Annotated in this window: 20 protein-coding genes; 11 read left to right on the forward strand and 9 right to left on the reverse strand. The window is 46.7% G+C overall.

All coding sequences use genetic code 11. The features are described 5' to 3' along the window. Window positions 1-151 precede the first annotated feature (151 nt). On the forward strand, window positions 152-1,108 hold the full coding sequence (locus ACFPYJ_RS31135) for an NAD-dependent epimerase/dehydratase family protein (protein WP_379192151.1): 957 nt from the start codon (window positions 152-154) through the stop codon (window positions 1,106-1,108). Here the strand turns inward: ACFPYJ_RS31135 and ACFPYJ_RS31140 are convergent. From ACFPYJ_RS31140 to ACFPYJ_RS31150, 3 genes are all read right to left on the reverse strand, one after another. After that, a complete protein-coding gene (locus tag ACFPYJ_RS31140; protein ID WP_379192152.1) occupies window positions 1,074-2,162 on the reverse strand; it encodes a glycosyltransferase family 4 protein in 1,089 nt (362 codons plus the stop codon). The genes ACFPYJ_RS31135 and ACFPYJ_RS31140 overlap by 35 nt on opposite strands. Window positions 2,163-2,333: 171 nt before the next feature. Beyond that, the gene (locus ACFPYJ_RS31145) at window positions 2,334-3,251 is read right to left on the reverse strand and encodes a J domain-containing protein (RefSeq protein WP_379192153.1); all 918 of its coding nucleotides are present in this window, start codon (window positions 3,249-3,251) and stop codon (window positions 2,334-2,336) included. Window positions 3,252-3,340: 89 nt separating this feature from the next. Continuing rightward, complete coding sequence (locus ACFPYJ_RS31150; RefSeq protein WP_379192154.1) at window positions 3,341-4,333, reverse strand: ketoacyl-ACP synthase III; 993 nt, start codon at window positions 4,331-4,333, stop codon at window positions 3,341-3,343. Window positions 4,334-4,585: 252 nt separating this feature from the next. Here ACFPYJ_RS31150 and ACFPYJ_RS31155 point away from each other — a divergent pair, with 252 nt between their 5' ends. Further along, window positions 4,586-5,410 carry a YhcN/YlaJ family sporulation lipoprotein gene (locus ACFPYJ_RS31155; protein ID WP_379192155.1) on the forward strand — a complete coding sequence of 275 codons (825 nt, stop codon included), beginning with the start codon at window positions 4,586-4,588 and terminating at the stop codon, window positions 5,408-5,410. 90 nt (window positions 5,411-5,500) lie between these two features. On the opposite strand, the gene ACFPYJ_RS31160 is transcribed toward ACFPYJ_RS31155, so the two are convergent. Next, window positions 5,501-6,358 carry an AraC family transcriptional regulator gene (locus tag ACFPYJ_RS31160; RefSeq protein ID WP_379192156.1) on the reverse strand — a complete coding sequence of 286 codons (858 nt, stop codon included), beginning with the start codon at window positions 6,356-6,358 and terminating at the stop codon, window positions 5,501-5,503. Window positions 6,359-6,527: 169 nt separating this feature from the next. Between ACFPYJ_RS31160 and ACFPYJ_RS31165 the strand changes: the two genes are divergently transcribed. Continuing rightward, window positions 6,528-7,442 carry a phytanoyl-CoA dioxygenase family protein gene (locus ACFPYJ_RS31165; RefSeq protein WP_379192157.1) on the forward strand — a complete coding sequence of 305 codons (915 nt, stop codon included), beginning with the start codon at window positions 6,528-6,530 and terminating at the stop codon, window positions 7,440-7,442. Between the two features lie 146 nt (window positions 7,443-7,588). Here ACFPYJ_RS31165 and ACFPYJ_RS31170 read toward each other — a convergent pair whose 3' ends face one another. After that, window positions 7,589-8,029 (reverse strand): hypothetical protein, encoded by a 441-nt coding sequence (locus ACFPYJ_RS31170; RefSeq protein WP_379192158.1) that lies wholly within the window; start codon window positions 8,027-8,029, stop codon window positions 7,589-7,591. 397 nt (window positions 8,030-8,426) lie between these two features. On the opposite strand from ACFPYJ_RS31170, the gene ACFPYJ_RS31175 reads away from it, so the two are divergent. The 4 genes from ACFPYJ_RS31175 (at window position 8,427) to ACFPYJ_RS31190 (ending at window position 11,297) form a co-directional block, all read left to right on the forward strand. Continuing rightward, window positions 8,427-8,648 (forward strand): helix-turn-helix domain-containing protein, encoded by a 222-nt coding sequence (locus ACFPYJ_RS31175; RefSeq protein WP_090641524.1) that lies wholly within the window; start codon window positions 8,427-8,429, stop codon window positions 8,646-8,648. Window positions 8,649-8,878: 230 nt separating this feature from the next. Further along, window positions 8,879-9,316: a hypothetical protein gene (locus ACFPYJ_RS31180; protein ID WP_379192159.1), complete on the forward strand. Its 438-nt coding sequence runs from the start codon at window positions 8,879-8,881 to the stop codon at window positions 9,314-9,316. Between the two features lie 178 nt (window positions 9,317-9,494). Next, window positions 9,495-9,884, forward strand: a complete 390-nt coding sequence (locus tag ACFPYJ_RS31185) for a phage holin family protein (RefSeq protein ID WP_379192160.1) — start codon at window positions 9,495-9,497, stop codon at window positions 9,882-9,884. A 999-nt stretch (window positions 9,885-10,883) separates the two neighbouring features. Beyond that, window positions 10,884-11,297, forward strand: a complete 414-nt coding sequence (locus tag ACFPYJ_RS31190; RefSeq protein ID WP_379192161.1) for a hypothetical protein — start codon at window positions 10,884-10,886, stop codon at window positions 11,295-11,297. Between the two features lie 166 nt (window positions 11,298-11,463). On the opposite strand, the gene ACFPYJ_RS31195 is transcribed toward ACFPYJ_RS31190, so the two are convergent. Together ACFPYJ_RS31195 and ACFPYJ_RS31200 are read right to left on the reverse strand one after the other, a co-directional pair. Next, on the reverse strand, window positions 11,464-11,727 hold the full coding sequence (locus ACFPYJ_RS31195) for a hypothetical protein (protein WP_379192162.1): 264 nt from the start codon (window positions 11,725-11,727) through the stop codon (window positions 11,464-11,466). Window positions 11,728-12,102: 375 nt separating this feature from the next. Continuing rightward, window positions 12,103-12,768, reverse strand: coding sequence for a DUF2238 domain-containing protein (locus tag ACFPYJ_RS31200; RefSeq protein ID WP_379192163.1), 666 nt, complete (start codon window positions 12,766-12,768; stop codon window positions 12,103-12,105). Between the two features lie 205 nt (window positions 12,769-12,973). On the opposite strand from ACFPYJ_RS31200, the gene ACFPYJ_RS31205 reads away from it, so the two are divergent. Genes ACFPYJ_RS31205 through ACFPYJ_RS31220 form a run of 4 tightly spaced genes read left to right on the forward strand, consistent with a single transcriptional unit; the run spans window position 12,974 to window position 17,315 of the window. Continuing rightward, window positions 12,974-14,749, forward strand: a complete 1,776-nt coding sequence (locus ACFPYJ_RS31205; RefSeq protein ID WP_379192164.1) for a spore germination protein — start codon at window positions 12,974-12,976, stop codon at window positions 14,747-14,749. A gap of 3 nt (window positions 14,750-14,752) precedes the next feature. Further along, entirely contained in the window at window positions 14,753-15,874 is a 1,122-nt protein-coding gene (locus ACFPYJ_RS31210) for a GerAB/ArcD/ProY family transporter (protein WP_379192165.1), read from the forward strand. Beyond that, window positions 15,843-17,066: a Ger(x)C family spore germination protein gene (locus ACFPYJ_RS31215; RefSeq protein ID WP_379192166.1), complete on the forward strand. Its 1,224-nt coding sequence runs from the start codon at window positions 15,843-15,845 to the stop codon at window positions 17,064-17,066. Before ACFPYJ_RS31210 ends, ACFPYJ_RS31215 begins: the two co-directional genes overlap by 32 nt. A gap of 42 nt (window positions 17,067-17,108) precedes the next feature. Next, complete coding sequence (locus ACFPYJ_RS31220; RefSeq protein ID WP_379192167.1) at window positions 17,109-17,315, forward strand: CLC_0170 family protein; 207 nt, start codon at window positions 17,109-17,111, stop codon at window positions 17,313-17,315. 170 nt (window positions 17,316-17,485) lie between these two features. On the opposite strand, the gene ACFPYJ_RS31225 is transcribed toward ACFPYJ_RS31220, so the two are convergent. Continuing rightward, entirely contained in the window at window positions 17,486-17,857 is a 372-nt protein-coding gene (locus ACFPYJ_RS31225) for a LytTR family DNA-binding domain-containing protein (protein WP_379192168.1), read from the reverse strand. A 24-nt stretch (window positions 17,858-17,881) separates the two neighbouring features. Next, window positions 17,882-18,004, reverse strand: a complete 123-nt coding sequence (locus ACFPYJ_RS31230) for a cyclic lactone autoinducer peptide (RefSeq protein WP_379192169.1) — start codon at window positions 18,002-18,004, stop codon at window positions 17,882-17,884. Window positions 18,005-18,007: the final 3 nt, after the last annotated feature.

The raw sequence follows: 18,007 nt of genomic DNA on the forward strand, positions 1-18,007 counted from the left end.
TATATGGGGACAGGGCATTTAGAGACACGTCAAATGCTCGCATGCAGATGACTATTTTGAGCGAAATGGCGCAAAGCATAGGCAGAATCCAGTACATTTGCAATCCGTTTTCATAGAATAGGGTAAATCAAAGTGAGGAGAGGGGATATGCATGAAAGCAGTAGTGACGGGCGGCGCTGGTTTTATTGGATCACGATTATCTGCGGCTTTACATAAAGAAGGCCACGAGGTCATCGTAATCGACGATTTATCCAGCGGTTCACCTAAGGATCTGCCAAACGGTCTAAGGCTGGTGAAAATGAATATCTGTGATACCGCTCTTCCGGCGATTCTAGCGGATGAGCACCCTGATATTGTTTACCATTTGGCATCACAAGGAGAAATGAGCCGGACTATTCTTGATCCGATCGCGGATCTGACGACGAATATAGTCGGTACGCTGAGAGTTCTGGAAGGATGCCGCCAAGCCTCAAGCTGCAAAATTGTACTAGCCTCCACAGCAGCGGTATTTGGAGAGGTTAAGCCATTTCGGGTAAGTGAAGATACACCTGTCTGTCCGGTATCACCCTATGGCCTGTCGAAGCGCGCAGCTGAGCGGTACACGAGCTGGTATTACCAGCTTTACGGCGTCCCGTTCACGATTCTGCGATTTGCCAATGTGTATGGGCCGGGTCAGAAGCCTAAAGGGGAAGTTGGCGTCATTGCCGTTTTCATGGAGCGGCTCAAGCTCGGGCAGCCGCTTCCGATTCATGGGAACGGTGAGCAGCACCGAGATTTTGTCCATGTCGATGATGCCGTACAAGCCTGCCTTGCTTCAAAAGGCCGGGGTGATAATGAAATCGTGCATATCGGAACGGGGGTTTCCCATTCCATAGCCATGATTGCCGAGGTACTGACGGACCTGCATGATGCCCCTATTGAGATTTGCTATACGGAGGTACGGGAAGACGATCCATGGAGCAGCGCGTTTATTCCGGATAAGGCATCCAATGTACTCGGATGGACGCCTAGAATCCCGTTTCTGGAAGGGCTTCGCTCGACTTATGAGGAGCAGTTCGGAAGCCGCCCGCCCGTTAATGATAGGGACGAAGACCAAGAGCAACCATAATGTTCACCATATCGGCTGCATAGCGGCTGAACGAGAAATGAACCTGAATATGCTGTTTCGCCTGAGCGCGGATTTGATCGGTGGCCAATCGGTTATCGAGAAACGCGCCCGCTTCCCTGACACCCTCTTCAACCGTTCCTGTTCTGAAGAATTTGCCGGTCCGGTTATGGTCGATAAAGGATCTAACCCCATCAGAGTCCGTGGATAGGACGGGACAACCGCAGCTCATCGCTTCTGCGACGGCATAACCAAAGCCCTCCACATAGGAAGTCGACAGCAGCATGCCGCCGGAATCCCCGATCACGGATAAATAATGCGGCATATGGTCATGCGGAACGTTAGAACGAAGCGTCAGAATAGGGAGCAGATTCCGTTCATTCACGAGATGGTTGAATTTCTCCCGCTCTCCAGGCTCCGATATATTGGCGTCCTCAAACATCCAAATCCGTAAATTGTTCCGCTTGCGTGACAGTGCAGCGGCGATCTCCAGGAACAGCGGCCAGTTTTTATTATGCTCCAGTCGGCCAATCCATCCGAGTATGAGGTTTCCGGCGGGGTTGAGCCAATGGGCATCCTGGTAGGTGAACCGATCGGTGTCGATCAGATTTTGCACGAAGAATGGATGAATGCCAGATAGATAGGTTTGAAACAGCTCCATTAAATGAGAGGTTGGCGGGCTGATGGCAGCTTGAGCATATAATTTAATGAATAGTGATGCGGCTTGGAGCGTTCCTCTGGCTTGTTCGCGGGTGCCGAGCCCTTGCGTTTCGTAAATGAGCACGCCTGAATAACCCAGACCCCTTATGCGCTGAAGCATCAAATGGTCACAGGTAACGATGATCGCGTCATAGTGATTTGCCGTTAATATAGTACGGATTTCATTATCGTCATTCGTGATGAAATGGCTGATATCGGACATGTTTTGCCTGCCCGCGCCATCCCATAAATAAAGTACATGAGCGTCAATGCCGACTTGTCTAAGCGCTCGGCAGCGAAGCCGATTCAGCGTCTCAATGCCGCCGCTTGCGATAAAATAAGTAAATAGAATCTTCATCTTTTGTTTCTCCCTTTCTATAGAGCCGCTTCGTGTTAGTTTATGTTCAGAGAGCGGCTCCCGATTGGGTACTTGTCTTTCGGGGAGAGGATGGATCCATTCGTCTATAAATAGAGTAAAGGCGCAGTCATAGAGTATAGGGAACTCTGACTGCGCCTTTATTTGTTGATTCTATTTGGCAGCTGCGTATTTTTCGATCAAATGAAGCGCACTGTCAAGCTTCTTGGTATCGAAACGGACACCAGCTATATATTCTTTACCGTGAATCGGCAGATCTTTAAAGAGCGGACTTGCGGTAATATCGTACCCATAGACATGTTCCTCTGAAGGATTGTCTTTCGTTGCTGTTTTCATTAATTTATTCTTATCCAACGCCTGGAGCTTGTCATCCAGCGGAAGCAGCCCTCCATCCATCGCAAGTTTCATAAAGTTAACCTTGTCCAAGATATAGATATCCGGTTTGTTCGTGATCAAGTCCAGCATGCTTTTCTGAAGGAGGGCCGAATCCTGCTGACTCTTCATCTCCGACGGTACATAGGTCATGAAGACGACAACGCGTTTCCATTCCGGGAACTGAGCGAGCAGTTTATTCTGCATCGGCTCGATGTCATCACTGGATGGATAAGAACCCTGATCACTGATATAGTCGCCAAAAAAAGAGACGGTTACATCAGCAGGAGGCAGCTTGGCAAGCTCGGCTTGCTCATGGCGGTGATCGACATAGGCCTTGATTCCGAATACCAGAATGAGAATAACGGCTATGGCGCCAAGCAGGTGAAATTTATAATAGCTGAAGAAATGATCGACCTTTTCTGCGGAACCAGCCATTTTCTTATACTTCCCATAGGCAGTTTCATTAAAGGCTTCTTGTGTCTTCTGATCCTCTGCGGCAAGAATGAGCTTGTAAGCGTGATTAACATCTTCCAGATTAGGGGCTGAAGAAGACAGATCTGCCTCAGCATCAGACTCTACGCGCTGTTTGCTGCTTCTTGCACGCCGAATTAATAAAAAATAACGTTTCTCGACATCTTCTCTGGCGGCGCCTTCCTCCAGACCAAGTAACTCATAGGCTTGTTTTAAGTCTTCCATGGCATGTCCCTCATATTCTGTAAGTTCTTACACCCTAGTATAAACGGTCTGAACTCAAATCACTAGTTTTTGCAAAGAAACATTTACTGCTACAAGGTCCAGCGCAGGAGAAGCGCCGCTTCCGTTAATCCGCCCCCAAAGCCGTAAAGCAGGACGAGGTCATCGGTTTTTATGCGGGAATCCTGCATGGCCAGATTAATGGCTAGCGGAATGGATGCCGCTGATGTATTCCCGTATTGTGCCATGCTCGTTAACGTCCGCTCAAGCGGGATGCCTGTTTTCTCACATATGGATTCGACAATGCGCATATTAGCGCTGTGCGGAATAAACCAGTCAATGTCCGCTCCCGTTAATCCGTTCTTCTCCAGGATGGCTTTAATTCCTTTTGGGACATTGCTGACAGCCCAGCGATATACTTCACGTCCGTTCTGAACGATTTTACCATGTGTCAAAATGGGCTGGCCGTCGATAGAGGAAGCCAGACTCGAACGGTACAAATGATGACCGCTGCCGCCGTTTGTTGACACATAGGAGCCGACAAAGGAGCCTTCGTTGCTGCGTTCAAGTAAAGCAGCCCCCGCACCGTCACCAAACAAAATACAAGTCGAGCGGTCCGTATAATCGGTTGCCTTAGACAGGGTTTCGGCTCCGATGACTAAGATCTTCTGATGAACACCTGAGAGGAGAAGTCCGTTTGCCAGCTGGAGAGCGGCTACGAAACCCGAACAAGCAGCTTGGATATCGATCGCGCCGCAGGTCAGAATTCCGAATTCCGCCTGGACTCTTGCAGACATGCTGGGGAAGAAGGTGTCAGGAGTCGTAGTTGCGACGATTATATAATCGACATCCGTTAGATCAACTGTATATCTGGATTGAAGGTTCCGAACCGCCTCGAAGCATAGATCACTGCAAAATTGCTCGTCAGATGCGATTCGGCGCTCTACAATCCCTGTTCGCTGCACAATCCACTCATGATTGGTGTCCACCATCTGCTCCAAATCTTCGTTAGTAAGAACAGTTTCAGGCACATAGGCGCCAAAAGCGGTGATTTTGGATTGAGAATGCAAAGTTGGATGATTCAAGCTATTCATCTCCTTATGATCAGGTATTAGTACCAGATACTAATACATTCACTCTACCTAAAAAGATTGGTACTGTCAACGTTCATGAGGTAAATCTGCCTTATATGGCTGCCTGCATTAGGGAACAACTGCCCGTTCATATTTAAAATCCAGCTGCCAAGGTCATAAAAAGTTGCCAGCATAACCGGGTCCCGTTCAGCAAACGCTATAAGCGAATCGCCGACTTTAACAAGATGAACGGAGGATGGGAACATGCAGCGCAAATGGCTATTGCTGGCAGCTGGCGCACTGGTAGGTACCATGCTTACCGGCTGTATGGAGAATCACGGGGAGCTGGGTAACCGCAATATTCGTGAGCAGAGCGTTCGGTATGATGGAAACGGGAATGCCATTGTGAACAAACGGTTCGCGAATGATCAGATGAATGAAATGAACCGCATGAACGGCATGAGACTGAACAGCAACAATATTATCGGCCTGCATAAGAATTATCGCCTCGAAATGAGCAAGGATATTGCGGATCGTTTGGCGTCAATGAAAGAAATTAACAAAGCTTATGTCATGATGACGGATAACAATGCTTACGTGGCGGTTTCCTTAGATTCAGCGACGATTCAAGGCGGCGCCAAGGGGACTTTAAAATCCGCCTCGATGGATTCAACGGTACCGATTAGCCGGACGAATCAAGCCTACATGCGGCCGTCCAGTCATGCGCTGAATGACGGCAGGTACGAATCCCATAACATCGGTACGGGAATGGGCATGACCCGCGGCATGAACAGAGGAAGAACGGCTGCCGAATACGACATGTACGGCGCGCCGGGCGGCAGCATCTCCATGAAAGAGATCAATCGTTTCAATACGGATGAAGTAACGGCGGAGCTCAAGGAACGCATTGCAGCTGAGGTGAAAAAAATGGCTCCTCAGATCGATCATGTATATGTCTCTGCTAACCCGGATTTCGTAAGTCGAATGACGTCCTACATGGAGGATGTACGGCTCGGGCATCCCATTCAAGGCTTTATCGTTGAATTTAATGCTCTAGTTGAGCGCATCTTTCCAGCCAAAGCCGGCTGATCAACATGGCCGGCAGTTGTTAATATCCGCTAAACTGGAACAACTGATTCGCAAACCTGCGAAATCAGTTGTTCTTTTCGTTAGCACCAGTTAATCCGCTACAAGCGATGAGCAGAACTGGCTGAAGCTGGTGCCCATTTTATTCTTGAACATCCGGCCGAAAGTGTGGACATCCGCATAACCCACTGTGCTTGCAATTTCCCCGATCGACATATTCGTTTGTACAGCCAGCTCCTTTGCACGTTCGATACGGACGCGTGTTAAATATTCAAAGGGTGTCATGCCGAATGCTTTTCGGAACTTCACGATGATGTAGTTGCGGCTTAATCCCGATAAAGATTCCAGCTCCAGGTGGCGGATATTCCGGTTGTAATGGCTCGCGATATGGTTGCGGATTAGGACGATTTTGGTTTTGATTTTTTGCTGTCCTTCTGTTTTGGTTTCCCGTTCCTGTTTACTGCCGGATAACGAGGCCAGAATCTGCATGAGCAGGCCCTGGCACTGCGCATGGTGCATAAGTCCAGGCTGGTGATAGTGGCTGATCAGCTGTGTGAGCATTTTCTCTATGGATTGGCCTGCAAAATTACCTAAATAGCGGTCAGCGCCAAGCAGCTGCTCGACGGGATATTGGGTTTCGCCAAAGTGGAACAGAATCGAGATGCAAATATAGGGTTCACCTTCAACCGTCCGAACCTGATGGGGCTGCATCGGCGAATGGTAGATGAGGTCCCCTCGTTTGGTAACGATCAATCTGCCGTCGATTTCATATTCCGCAACTCCCTCTACGACATACTGGAGCTGGTAATTATTCAGCATTCGGGGAGCGATAGACCATTGTTCAGGAGCGTTGAACAAGTGACCTAACGTGATATAAGGGGGATGAAAATACATATTGGCGGCATGCTCCGGCAGGGAAATTTGGTGAAGCGGCAAGTTTGCGGTCTGCATCTTCAAACCCTCCGACTCTGGAATAGAACGCTTTCAATCTTGAATCCATTCTAAACAAAATAAAGTGATATAGGCAACTGAATTGTTACTATAAGCTAAATACTTCCTGACGTATATCTCTTATACTTGCAACTATGAAGGATGTTATTAAGGAGAAGGAGTGAGCGAAGTGGATGTTAACCAGATGGAGCTGCCGGTTGTGGATGCCAGAACGCAGGACCGTATTACGGACGAGCAGGCACAGTTTTTCTTGGATAACGGGTTTCTGGTCATACGGAATGTAGTTGTGGGGGAAGAGCTCAGCCTTATACAGGCGGAAATGATGAAGCTGTATGAGAAAGGTGTAAACGGCGCATCGGACGATAACGACTTCATGTATGGAAAAGGTGTGAAATCAGGCCAATCCGTATTGAAAAGGGTTGAATATGTCATCGATAAGAGCGACCCTATGAAGGTGCTGCTGGGTCATCCATTTATTCTTAGGTCCGTAGAGAAGCTGCAGGGACCGAATTTCATTCCGACTTGGGATTCCATGGTGCTTAAGGCTCCTAATGAAGGTATCGTTGTTCCGTGGCACCGCGATGCTGCGGTTCCGGATGGCTGCGAGGACAAACATCCTATCTTTAACGTTGACTTCTATCTGGATCAAGCGGATCTCAGCACCTGCTTATGGGTGATTCCAGGCAGCAACAAGTGGAGCAAGGAAGCATATGAGGAGCGCTGCAAACGTCCGGGGTTCTCCACGGAAGAAGCGATTCCGGTTCCGATGCAGCCCGGCGACGTTATTTTTCACGATATCGAGGTGCTCCACGGCTCGCCTGACGGTGATGGAAACCCGCTGCGCCGTACCGTCTACTACGAGTTCCGCCCTGGTGAGATCGAAGCAGGCTTCGGTCCTCATACACTTGAATATCTCTCACTCAAGCAAAATATGCTGCTCGATTGCATTGAACGCCGCAAGCAGGCTGCTTACACACAGGGCGAGAATGCTTACGCCTATCGTCCGAATGGCGGATTCGCGATAAGGGAGCCTAAGAAGCCGCAGCAGTATCGCTACGCGCATGAGCAGTATTGGCGCAGGTAGCTTCAGAAGTGCAGGTAATGAAAGCTTATTGGTAGTGAAAGCAAGCTGCTGAACCGGATCGTTTCTGAAGCGGTCGTCAGAAAGACAAAAAAGAGCCTTCAAGCCTTTGCTTCCGGGAAGCAAGGCTTGAAGGCTCTTTCAGGTTGTTAAAATAAACGAAGATATGTCCAGTAGCCCACTTTTTTGTTGAAATCAGCCGCGCTGTGAGGCACGACTCTCCAATAAATTGTAGTTCCGGCAGGCACTTTCACAATAGGCGTAATATCAATTTTCTCTCCTATGCCGGTATCCTCAGCCGTTTTTTTAATAAAGTTACCGTCATTACTTTTGTAGTAGTAGTCGACATCGTAGTTATTGAAAACCGGATTAGCCATAAAAACGCGAACGGACTTGGTGCTTGAAGCTGTATTCGTCCATTTATACCATTCCATGTGTGAAGAACTATCCTTGATGAACCCCATATAAAACTCGTTGGCTGCTGCAGGCTGCCCGTACTCGAACGGCAACCCGGGCTCTGCGGAAACTGAGGAAGAGAAAGACAACAAAGCTACTGTGACCATGGTTAATAACAATACCTTTATGCGCATCTTTTGACCTCCAAATTTTAATTTCAACCTTTCTTAATTATGGTTCAGATTTCCAGTTTAGTTAATAGTACTTTGTAAGTGATTTGGAGTAGAGGCCATACAAATATTGTCGAATACCGGCTAATCAACGCAATCGGCTTAACCCGCTTACTCCCCAGAAGTGCGTGGCGTGTTCCCCTTTTTGAAACCTCTCAAAATTAGCGTGAAAATTTTGTCCATTCCCGTTTCATTCACATAGGATGGAGAAGAGCCCCGGTTGTAACTGCAACCGCAGCAACCGCCCATTTTTTCTAGGTCACCGCACCACTACAGGCATGCGCTCATACTATAATTTGACTGTATCCCTTAACCTTGTTAAACCATAAAAACCCGTGCAAGGAGGGGTGACAAACATTATATGGGTAGCGACCAGAAGAGCAAGTTCTTATTAACTCATCGTGAACGCGAGGTTTTTGAGCTGCTGGTACAGGACAAAACAACCAGAGATATTGCACAGCAGTTGTTCATCAGCGAAAAGACCGTTCGTAACCACATTTCGAACGTGATGCAAAAGTTGAACGTAAAAGGTCGTTCGCAAGCGGTTGTCGAGCTTATCAAGCTTGGGGAATTAAAGATTTGACAAATCGCCTACCTTGCTGAGCCTTCTGGCTGCGCTTCTGAATTGAAGCGAAGCTTGAAGGCTTTTTGACGTGAACGAACATGAGGACCATACTCACTCGTGCGGTGAGTGCAATCCAAACGCAGCTATTTTGTATAATGGTCTTGTTCTTCCTCTAGTTGATAATAACGTATGCACCTCCATGGACAAGCAGGAATACACTATCACATCATGAATATGGAGGTGATAGAATGTCAAAGTTTCTTGATACACGAACCTCGCAAAATGCCAATACCGGTGGATCAATTGAAATAGCTCTTGCTCCCATGACACCGACTGCGATAGGGGTTGTCGGACTTAATGTTACTGGTGCCGATGGCGAACTAAGAGTGACTTTTAGCGGTATCGCCGCTATTAACCTGCCAGACGCGCCGCAGCCAGAAGGTTCAGTTATCGTCCTCGCTGTTGTACGTGGCACAACTTTAGTCCAAGAAGCATTAGTCGGTGACGTCGTACTGCCGTTACTCCCAACGGATACCGGTGTGAAAATCCTTAATTTAACTATATCTGATTATAACGTGCCGTATCCATCTTCTAATCAGCTAGTATATTCGCTTGCAGTGTTTTCCTCTATTGGAGGCACACGAGCAGGTCCGGAAAGTTTCTATGCATCAGCTTATTCGGACTAGCCTGGCTGTCAAGTGGTGAAAGTATAAGTGGGTCACTCAATTGCGAGTGGCTTTTTTTTGTTTAATAGAGGAGTTGGCATTAATGTGAAGTTAATCGTGTTAAATTGGACAATTGAACGGACAACCTCAGTTCCTCATCATATGCTATTGAGAAGGAGTATGAAGGGAGAGTGAAGTTATGCCAAACATAATCGTATGTTCCTTGACAGCCTTGGTAGGTTCAGCACTGTCATTTTCTTTCGGAATATGGTCGGAGTCTTTCACCCTGCTCCTTGTGGCAATGGGTATTGATTATATAACAGGTGTTGCGGCTGCAGTTAAAGAAAAGAGGTTAAATAGTTCAACGGGTGCATGGGGGCTAGCGAGAAAAGGGATCATGCTGCTCGTCATTCTGCTTGCCCATCGCGTTGATATCTTACTGGAACTAAACAGCTTAACTATGGGCGGTGCTATTTTCTTCTATCTAGCAAACGAACTTATTTCCATTACGGAAAATCTCGGCCGGATCGGTATTCCAATGCCCGATCGCCTACGCCAGTTTATCGAAGTGCTCAAAAACAAAAAATAAAATTTCACAGCGATCAAAGATTCCGCACCAAGAAAGCTAAAAAAGCTGCCTCCGACAGCGTATCGGAAACAGCTTTCAGCTTAGGTGTTTTTTTCAATGTTCATTAAATGGGTTCTTGACCGGGTGCTTCAATAAATGCACAAAAGACCCATAGGATGGGCCTTTTGCGGGAGATTATTTTGGGGGGATTCGGCACATCTGAATGCATGGTGGGACATTCAGAGGTTTACTTAGTAACCCTTACCATAACCGCCGAATACTCCGCAGCTGCAAGCAACAATCACCAATAATATGAATAGCACCAGTATTGTACCAGCGTTTGTAAAAGCACCACCTACATGACCGGACATTATTCAATGCACCTCCTTCATTCGTTGACTACTCTGTAATTTATGCAAGATTCATGCTGCGTGACTGGGTGTTTGTTACCGAGACATTTGAATAATGTCATTAGCCTAATGAATGAATACATGAGGAGGAGGTTACGATCAAAGATTCAACGATTTATATGGAGCAGCTGCTCGATTATGTATGAAATGACAAGCCGATCGGCATTGGGACCTCAAAGCACTGGTTAAAACAAACGCGTCAGCTTTTTTTAAAAAAAAAGGCCCTCTAGAGCGGTCATCCGACCACTTTAGAGGAGCAGAAGAAAAGGTTATGTAAGTATCGTACACAAGTAGTCCGGGTAATGCCAATTAGAAAAAATTAAGCTGGATTAGAATACACTTATTTCTGAAAGACGTTTCCGGAGATCTGTATTTTAGGAATACGATCGTTTTCGTGTAGAACCTATCCTTGATCGTTACAGCTGCGTGTGTTGAATGAGGCAGCGGTATTCGGCCATTTCACCATCTCTTGAAATTAATAATTTTAATTTTAAGTGCCATACATCTGGCATCCTGGCATCTTGCTCTCTTTGATCATTTTGATGTTTGAGAAATTTTGTATGCTGGTTAAATTAGGTATATAGCGCCTGAAAAAATTGGAGGGGATTTTTTGAAATTTATAAAATGGTTTGTTTCTGCATTTGTCGGGGTCAGTTTATTGGTGTCAGCTCAATCTGCTTTTGCAGCATCGCCGGCTGTAACATCCTCTCCTTGGACGAACGCTAACGGGCTGGGTCCATACGGGTTTTCGACTGTCTCAGCGACTCAATACTTTAAGTGGACTAATAATACCGGCAGTTTAAAATGGGTCTCTGTGTACAGTTTACAACCAAATGGTGCGCGAATTGAGCTTGAAGTTAAATTGCCAAAGGGCTCTGTTGTTGTGAAGCCGCCGATTAACAAAGGTGACAGGTTGTTGACTCTACCTTATGGAGCTGTCGCGCCTGGTGAAACCATTTACTGGCGCATATTCTTCGAAGGCGGACCTACTCAAAAAACAATTTGGACTTATATGCGCTATTAAGCGAAAACGAATGTCTACCTGTAAGTGTTTATAAGATCATAGGGATAAGAGAAGGTCACTCAAATGCGAGTGACCTTTTTGATTTGCAGGAATTTTGGTTTGCAGTTATGTACGTTATTGTAATCAGGAAGCCCCCCAATCCTGCCATGAAAGAGGGGCTAACTGGCTAGAGTCTCTTGGTCGAGTGAGGAGGGTAATGGACAGCCGTGTCAATGACGACCACACGGCTTCCTTTTTTAAACTTTTGAATCACTTGTGGAATTAGCCTTCCTTTTGGGGTGACATTTGTCAGTGTGACGCTTGAACGGTTTGAGATGGCCGTATAAATGGCTCTTCCGCCCGAGAATGACCGTTTCCAACGGCTGTCGAAATAGAGTACTTCGTCTTTCAGATCATGCACAGTATAATTTCTGACTGATTTGGTTGCCATGATCGGTCACTTCCTCTTTTATTGAATTGGTTTTGCACATGACAATATATGCGATCCAGTAAGTTTCACCTGTTCAGCTACCTAGGGATACGGAAGTATCGGTTCCAAAGGATCTTATGATAAACCTTCTGCTCCTTCATAATATCTTTCAGCCGGGCAATATGCAGACCTAGGCGATCGTGATGATTTCCGTTTCGGTGAAAATTAAACGAATGGTGAAGCTGCAGCCAGCATGACTCGCCACTGAAGGCGCGGCGGCATTCTAATAATGGCGTAAATCAAAGAAAGTCCTCTTTCTCTGCCAAATAGCAGAAAATGAGGACTTTTTGATTTTACGGGTCGCGCGAAATCCAATTGGGGAGGTCGGATGAGAGCTTAATAAGCAGCAGCTTTATCAGCTTTTTGACCGCTTCTCCAGATGATCCATGCGAGAATGCCCATAGATATGACGCCGCCCAGAAACGCTAATGCCATGTCTTTGTGCGTGTCGAAGATATCACCCTGAAGGCCGACAAATTTGGCCTCTCCACCTGGACCAGCCGCTAAGGCGGCCAACATTTCAAGGATTTCGAAAAGTGCGCTGCAGCTGAGAACAACGTTTAGGGTCAGAACATATAACCAAATCCCGGTCAGCTTAACTTTGTATTTTAAAATCTCGCGGAAGGGGAAAGCACAGAACAATCCGAATGCGAAATGAACGACCCGGTCGTAATAGCCTCTCTTCGTATGAAAGGTTGTTTTTAGCCAATGATCGAACGGTGTGCCTTGATAGGTATAATGTGCCGCATAGGTATGCAGACAAAAGAAAACGAACATCAGGAAGTAGGACAGATTTGTAAAATGAAACCACTTGTAAGTAATGGCAAGGGTAAGGATAACTACGACAAGCGGCAGGCTGTCAGCGAACCATATCCCCCGATTGGTTGGAAATATGGCCATAAAACCGAAAAAGACGATGAAAAGGATGATCAACACATGCAGAAACCTATTTTGAGCGAAAGGGATGCTGGTACTGGTCCATTCCAATCGGGTAGAAGTCACGGGGTTCCCTCCTTACGTTGATGACAGTAGGGTTCCCAATATTAGGGATGAAATACGCATAAGCATGCATTTTTCGAATGTCCGGGGGAGAGAACCGGATGTTATTTGCGGCAGCTTAAGGGAGTGCATAATATGGAAGCTTTATTATCATAATATTCCAAATGAGACGAAACGGAAGACAAGTGAGGGGAGGTAGTGGAGATCGATGAGCAGCAACAATAACACGGAGTCTAACGGCAGCAACGCATCTGATAATAATACTAACAGCAGCAACGCGTCCGATAACAACAAGGAGTCTGACAGCAGCAACGCGTCTGATAATAATAAGGAATCTAACAGCAGCAACGCGTCAGATAACAACAAGACCAAAAACAATCGATCAAGAGTGATTACCAAATCGTCGAAGCCCGTATTGGAAGAAAACCTAAATGTGAATATAACGAGCAGCATGGAGGATACGACAGCGGTCATTCAGAGCATTATGATGGATGACGGTGACTTCATGATGCGCCGGTTTCATGTGTTTGGTCATTATTCAGCAGTCATGTTTTATTACTGCAGCATGACGGACCAAACGATGATCAACAACAATATTCTAAAACCGCTTATGCATGTACCTGTTCATTTGGAAGGGAAGAACATCGAACAGCATCAACTGCAGGATTATTTGCTTAATGAAACGCTTTACCACAGCGCACTAAGACCGGAAAGAAAGCTTGCCGCGATTATTGAGAGCTTGCTTCGCGGTAATACCATCGTCGTTATTGATGGATTGGATGAGGCACTCTCAATCAATACCAGCAGTATTGAGAAGAGGGCCGTCGACCAGCCGGCAACGGAGCAGGTCATTCGGGGGCCGCGCGAAGGCTTCATTGAACTGTTAGAGAAGAATATCGCTTTGATTCGATACCGGCTGCAAACACCGGAACTGCGGATCAGTACGATGGAAATCGGTCGCAGAACGAGGTCGCGAGTGGCCATTTGTTACCTGGATGGCATAACGAAACCTGAGCTTGTAGAGGAAGTGAAACGCCGACTATCCAATATTGATGTCGATGGGGTGCTGGATTCAGGTTATTTGGAGCAGTTTATCGAAGATAATCATTTTACCCCTTTTCCGCAGGTGCAGTATACGGAGCGGCCGGATAAAGTCGTTGCGAACCTGCTCGAAGGGAGAGTTACGATATTGGTTAACGGTTCCCCTTTAGCCTTGATCGTCCCTACCGTGTTCAGCCAGTTCTATCAAACGGTCGAGGACTATACGGAACGGTTTCTGTTGATGAGCGCGATTCGCTTGGCCAGGCTTATAGCGCTTGTGTTTTCGCTTGTTTTTCCTTCTATTTATGTCTCGATCATTTCCTTCAATCCGGAATTAATCCCGACTGAATTCGCAGTCGCGGTTGCCGGCGGACGGGCGGGCGTGCCTTTCCCGGCGGTCATTGAGGTTATGATCATCGAGATATCGATGGAGGTGCTGCGGGAAGCTACGATACGGCTGCCGCAGCAGGTTGGCGGCGCACTCTCCATTGTCGGCGTGCTGGTTGTCGGACAAGCCGCTGTCGCCGCAGGCTTTGCAAGTCCCATTACCGTCGTCATTATCGCGCTGACGACAATCGGTTCATTTGCAACGCCAGCCTACAATGCAGCATTGGCCCTGCGGCTGCTGCGCTTTCCGCTAATCATCTTAGCCGGCATTTTCGGGTTGTACGGCGTTGTAATCGGATTGATCCTTATCGCCAATCATTTACTTTCGTTAAAGTCATTTGGCGTTCCATACTTGAGTCCGTATGTACCGGGAAGCTTCCAGGGAATGAAGGATCTCATCATCCGCGGACCCTTATGGTGGATGACCGAAAGGCCTTCCTTCCTGCAGCCCGAGGGTAAACAAAGATTGCCTAAGGACGCTGCGGCCAAAGCGAAAGAGCTTCCTCGAAATGTGCTCGATCCGATGGAACTTGATAAGCAAAAGGAGGAGTCTTAAGAGATGGAAAATCCCCGTCAAATTACGACGATTCAATCAGCTGCCATTCTGGTCAGCACCATCATAGGAGTTGGAGTGCTGCCGCTTCCTCTGTTCGCTGTGCGTGCAGGGGATGCGGGAGCCCCGCTTGTTACCCTTCTGGGCATGATCGTAGGTTTTGTTGGGTTAGCGTTGATAAGCGTGCTGGGTATGCGGTTTCCGAATCAATCCATTATACAGTACAGTGAGGACATCATCGGAAAATGGCTGGCCGCAATCGGCAGTCTCTTTATCATCGCCTTCTTCGCGGTGCTAACCTCACTTGCCGCACGCGAATTCGGTGAGGTCGTGGTAACTTCGGTACTTAAGAAAACGCCGCTCGAGGTTACCGTTGTCGTCATGCTGCTGCTTGCAGCCGTCTCCACTCGTAACAACCTGACGACTTTTGCATATATGCATCTTTTTTATTTCCCGTTTCTAATTGGTCCGGCTATATTGATTGTCGCGCTGTCCTTGAAAAATGCGGATTCCATTAATCTTCTGCCGATTTGGGGAAATAATCCTCAGCATATGCTGCCGGGCATTCTTACAGTAGCTTCTTTATTTCAAGGCTCTTTCATATTGACGATCGTGATTCCGGCCATGAGCAGGCCTGATAAAGCGATGAAAGCCAGTATCGGGGGGATGCTGATTGCCGGTGGTCTATATGTTGTGATTGTCGTCGCGGCAGTCGGTGTATTTGGAGCTGAAGAGATCAAAAATTTACTCTGGCCGACCTTGGAGCTGGCCAAAGCAACCTCTTTACCGGCGAATGTGCTGGAGAGGCTGGATGCGGCATTTCTAGCCGTATGGGTTACGGCTGTGTTTACCACCTTATTTTCGAGTTATTATTTGACCATTCGCGCCATTTGTAATCTGTTTCGCCTGAAGGATCAGAATATGTTTTCCTTTTTCCTGCTTCCGATTGTTTTTATTATGGCGATGCTTCCTCAAAACATCTTGCAAATGTACGCCATCATTGAAGATGTCGGTCGTATCGGCTTATTCATAACGATCGGCTATCCGGGACTCTTGTTCATCCTCTCACTAATACGCGGGAAGAGAGGCGATCACGTTGGGGAAAATCCAGTGGAACCCATTGGTTAAGCTCATATTCGCCATGCTCATTATTACGCCTCTTCTGACAGGATGCTGGGATCGTCTTGAAATTGAAGATCGCGCCGTCGTATTAGGAATCTCGATTGACGAGGCGGTATCCAAATCCAATGGGGATGAGGTTGCGCAAGTCAGAACCCCGCCGCTTCAGACAGGTTTGATTCGGGTCGCTATCCAAATTGCCCTGCCGGGACGGATTGCCCTTGGACCGAGTGAAAGCGGAGGAGGCGGGAAGGGAAGCTCGCAGGATACACTCTGGATTATCGATGTGGTCGGTTATTCCATCGATGATGCGATTATGAATCTGCAGCAGCAGATATCCAGTCCGCTGTTTTTCGGACATCTGCGGGTTATTGTTGTATCGGAAAAGGTAGCGAAAAAAGGCATTGAGAATGTGAACGATTACTTTCACCGCAATTCAGAGGTTCGAAGAATGGCTTGGCTGATGATTTCAAAAGGCAAGGCGATGGAGTTAATGAAAGCAGCACCTAAACTGGAGAGGGTTCCGACGCTTTATTTGATTTCCACGCTTGATGAAAGCATCAAAATGGGCAAATTTCCGATGGATTACATCGGTATTTTCTGGAGCAACTCTGCAAAGAAAGGGCAAGAAGGCTTTCTTCCTTATGTGGATATGAAGAAAGAACAAAACGTCGAAGTTATGGGAATGGCTTATTTTAGAGGCTATCGCATGGTAGGTAAAACGAAACCGCTGCAAATCGGTGCCTATATGGGCATAAAGGGGTTAAACCCCGCAGGTTATCGGGTTTTTGTAGACCTTGGCGGACCGTCGAAAACAGTCATGACTGCGACAACTCATCGGGATTCGAAAATGGCTGTCCAAATTATAAACGGTCATCCCCATTTCTCGATAAGAATTGCATCCGAAATTAATCTGGAGGAAAAAATAAGCGAGGCGGTTAACATAAACGTTAGAGTCTTGAAACAGATCCAGCAGAGTCAAAAGGTACAAGCGACTAAACTGTATGAGGCACTAATTAAAAAGACACAGGAGAGCGGCTCCGATATTTTCGGATTCGGTGAATTTGTCCGGGCCAAAAAACCAAGATATTGGAATACGCAAATCAAAACCAAAGAACGATGGCAGGAGATGTACAAGGAGGTTACCTTTGATTTTTACGTTAAGGTAAGCGTTCGACGGGTCGGCATGAAATCGAAGTAAGGGACAGGCAATTCCAAAACGTAGGATAAGGGGGTTACATACATGGTTAATGGGGGCATTACCGCTGTCAGTTTTGTCACTTACTCCATCCCCTTATTGTTATTAACCGGGTTCTTGATCATTCATATCGATATCAAAGCTTATGGAGAAAAAGAGATGTACAAGGAGCAGAAGGTGTCGCGATTTCTCGGATGGACCAACATAGTTCTAGGGTTCGCAATGTTTATCGTGAGCATATTCCTTAAGTAACTGTCCGGTTTCTGTCCTGAGAAACTGGCGATGTTTCAAGAACGAGCTCGCAAATATTATAGAGGCTGTATCTCTCTATAGAGATATGCCTCTTATTTTTATCGATACCATTTAAGCTAATTGCTTTTGCCGCCCTAACTAAAAAAGCCGCATTTCTGCAGCTTCTTCAGTCAAGCCAAAATAATGGAATTTGTAAGACTTCGGACAACCTCAGGAAAATTCCGATTAGCGATTGTGCAGCATTTTGACTTCTTGGTAATCTCTAATTCGAAAAAGGCCATTTTTAACTTTTGGTCTAATCTTACAATTTTATCCATATGGACCGCGCTGTTCCGATCCACAAGTTTGAAGTCGAAGCCGCTTGCATTCAGTCCTTCAACAAAATACTTTAATGTACCCATGGTATAGAATACATCATTGATTGTGTGGACATACACCCTGTTGACAATTCCATCATATTCGATGTAGATAATTTCACTAATGTCGACAAGGATGAACCCGTGTTTTCCGTCAATATCTCTACTGACAGAGAGTTTTCTCATAGGACCATCTCATCTCCATAATTTTTACTTCAGAAGCTCTTCAGGTGTGGGCTCCTGATGCACATAAAACCAACTAGCGGTTGATACTACTAAGACGGCAGCACCGGCAAGAAAAGTTGCAAGCAATGAAAAAGTTCTTTTTTTCATATG

This window comes from Paenibacillus solisilvae, from assembly GCF_042656405.1.
Classification (GTDB): domain Bacteria; phylum Bacillota; class Bacilli; order Paenibacillales; family Paenibacillaceae; genus Paenibacillus_Z; species Paenibacillus_Z solisilvae.

Bases quoted from the DNA above. Each gene is read 5' to 3' on its own strand.
- ACFPYJ_RS31180 (WP_379192159.1), top strand. From the start codon at position 8,879: ATGTCAAAGTTTCTTGATACACGAACCTCGCAAAATGCCAATACCGGT.
- ACFPYJ_RS31205 (WP_379192164.1), top strand. From the start codon at position 12,974: ATGAGCAGCAACAATAACACGGAGTCTAACGGCAGCAACGCATCTGAT.
- ACFPYJ_RS31225 (WP_379192168.1), bottom strand. From the start codon at position 17,857: ATGAGAAAACTCTCTGTCAGTAGAGATATTGACGGAAAACACGGGTTC.
- ACFPYJ_RS31210 (WP_379192165.1), top strand. From the start codon at position 14,753: ATGGAAAATCCCCGTCAAATTACGACGATTCAATCAGCTGCCATTCTG.
- ACFPYJ_RS31230 (WP_379192169.1), bottom strand. From the start codon at position 18,004: ATGAAAAAAAGAACTTTTTCATTGCTTGCAACTTTTCTTGCCGGTGCT.
- ACFPYJ_RS31195 (WP_379192162.1), bottom strand. From the start codon at position 11,727: ATGGCAACCAAATCAGTCAGAAATTATACTGTGCATGATCTGAAAGAC.
- ACFPYJ_RS31160 (WP_379192156.1), bottom strand. From the start codon at position 6,358: ATGCAGACCGCAAACTTGCCGCTTCACCAAATTTCCCTGCCGGAGCAT.
- ACFPYJ_RS31155 (WP_379192155.1), top strand. From the start codon at position 4,586: ATGCAGCGCAAATGGCTATTGCTGGCAGCTGGCGCACTGGTAGGTACC.
- ACFPYJ_RS31185 (WP_379192160.1), top strand. From the start codon at position 9,495: ATGCCAAACATAATCGTATGTTCCTTGACAGCCTTGGTAGGTTCAGCA.
- ACFPYJ_RS31145 (WP_379192153.1), bottom strand. From the start codon at position 3,251: ATGGAAGACTTAAAACAAGCCTATGAGTTACTTGGTCTGGAGGAAGGC.
- ACFPYJ_RS31175 (WP_090641524.1), top strand. From the start codon at position 8,427: ATGGGTAGCGACCAGAAGAGCAAGTTCTTATTAACTCATCGTGAACGC.
- ACFPYJ_RS31140 (WP_379192152.1), bottom strand. From the start codon at position 2,162: ATGAAGATTCTATTTACTTATTTTATCGCAAGCGGCGGCATTGAGACG.
- ACFPYJ_RS31220 (WP_379192167.1), top strand. From the start codon at position 17,109: ATGGTTAATGGGGGCATTACCGCTGTCAGTTTTGTCACTTACTCCATC.
- ACFPYJ_RS31170 (WP_379192158.1), bottom strand. From the start codon at position 8,029: ATGCGCATAAAGGTATTGTTATTAACCATGGTCACAGTAGCTTTGTTG.
- ACFPYJ_RS31135 (WP_379192151.1), top strand. From the start codon at position 152: ATGAAAGCAGTAGTGACGGGCGGCGCTGGTTTTATTGGATCACGATTA.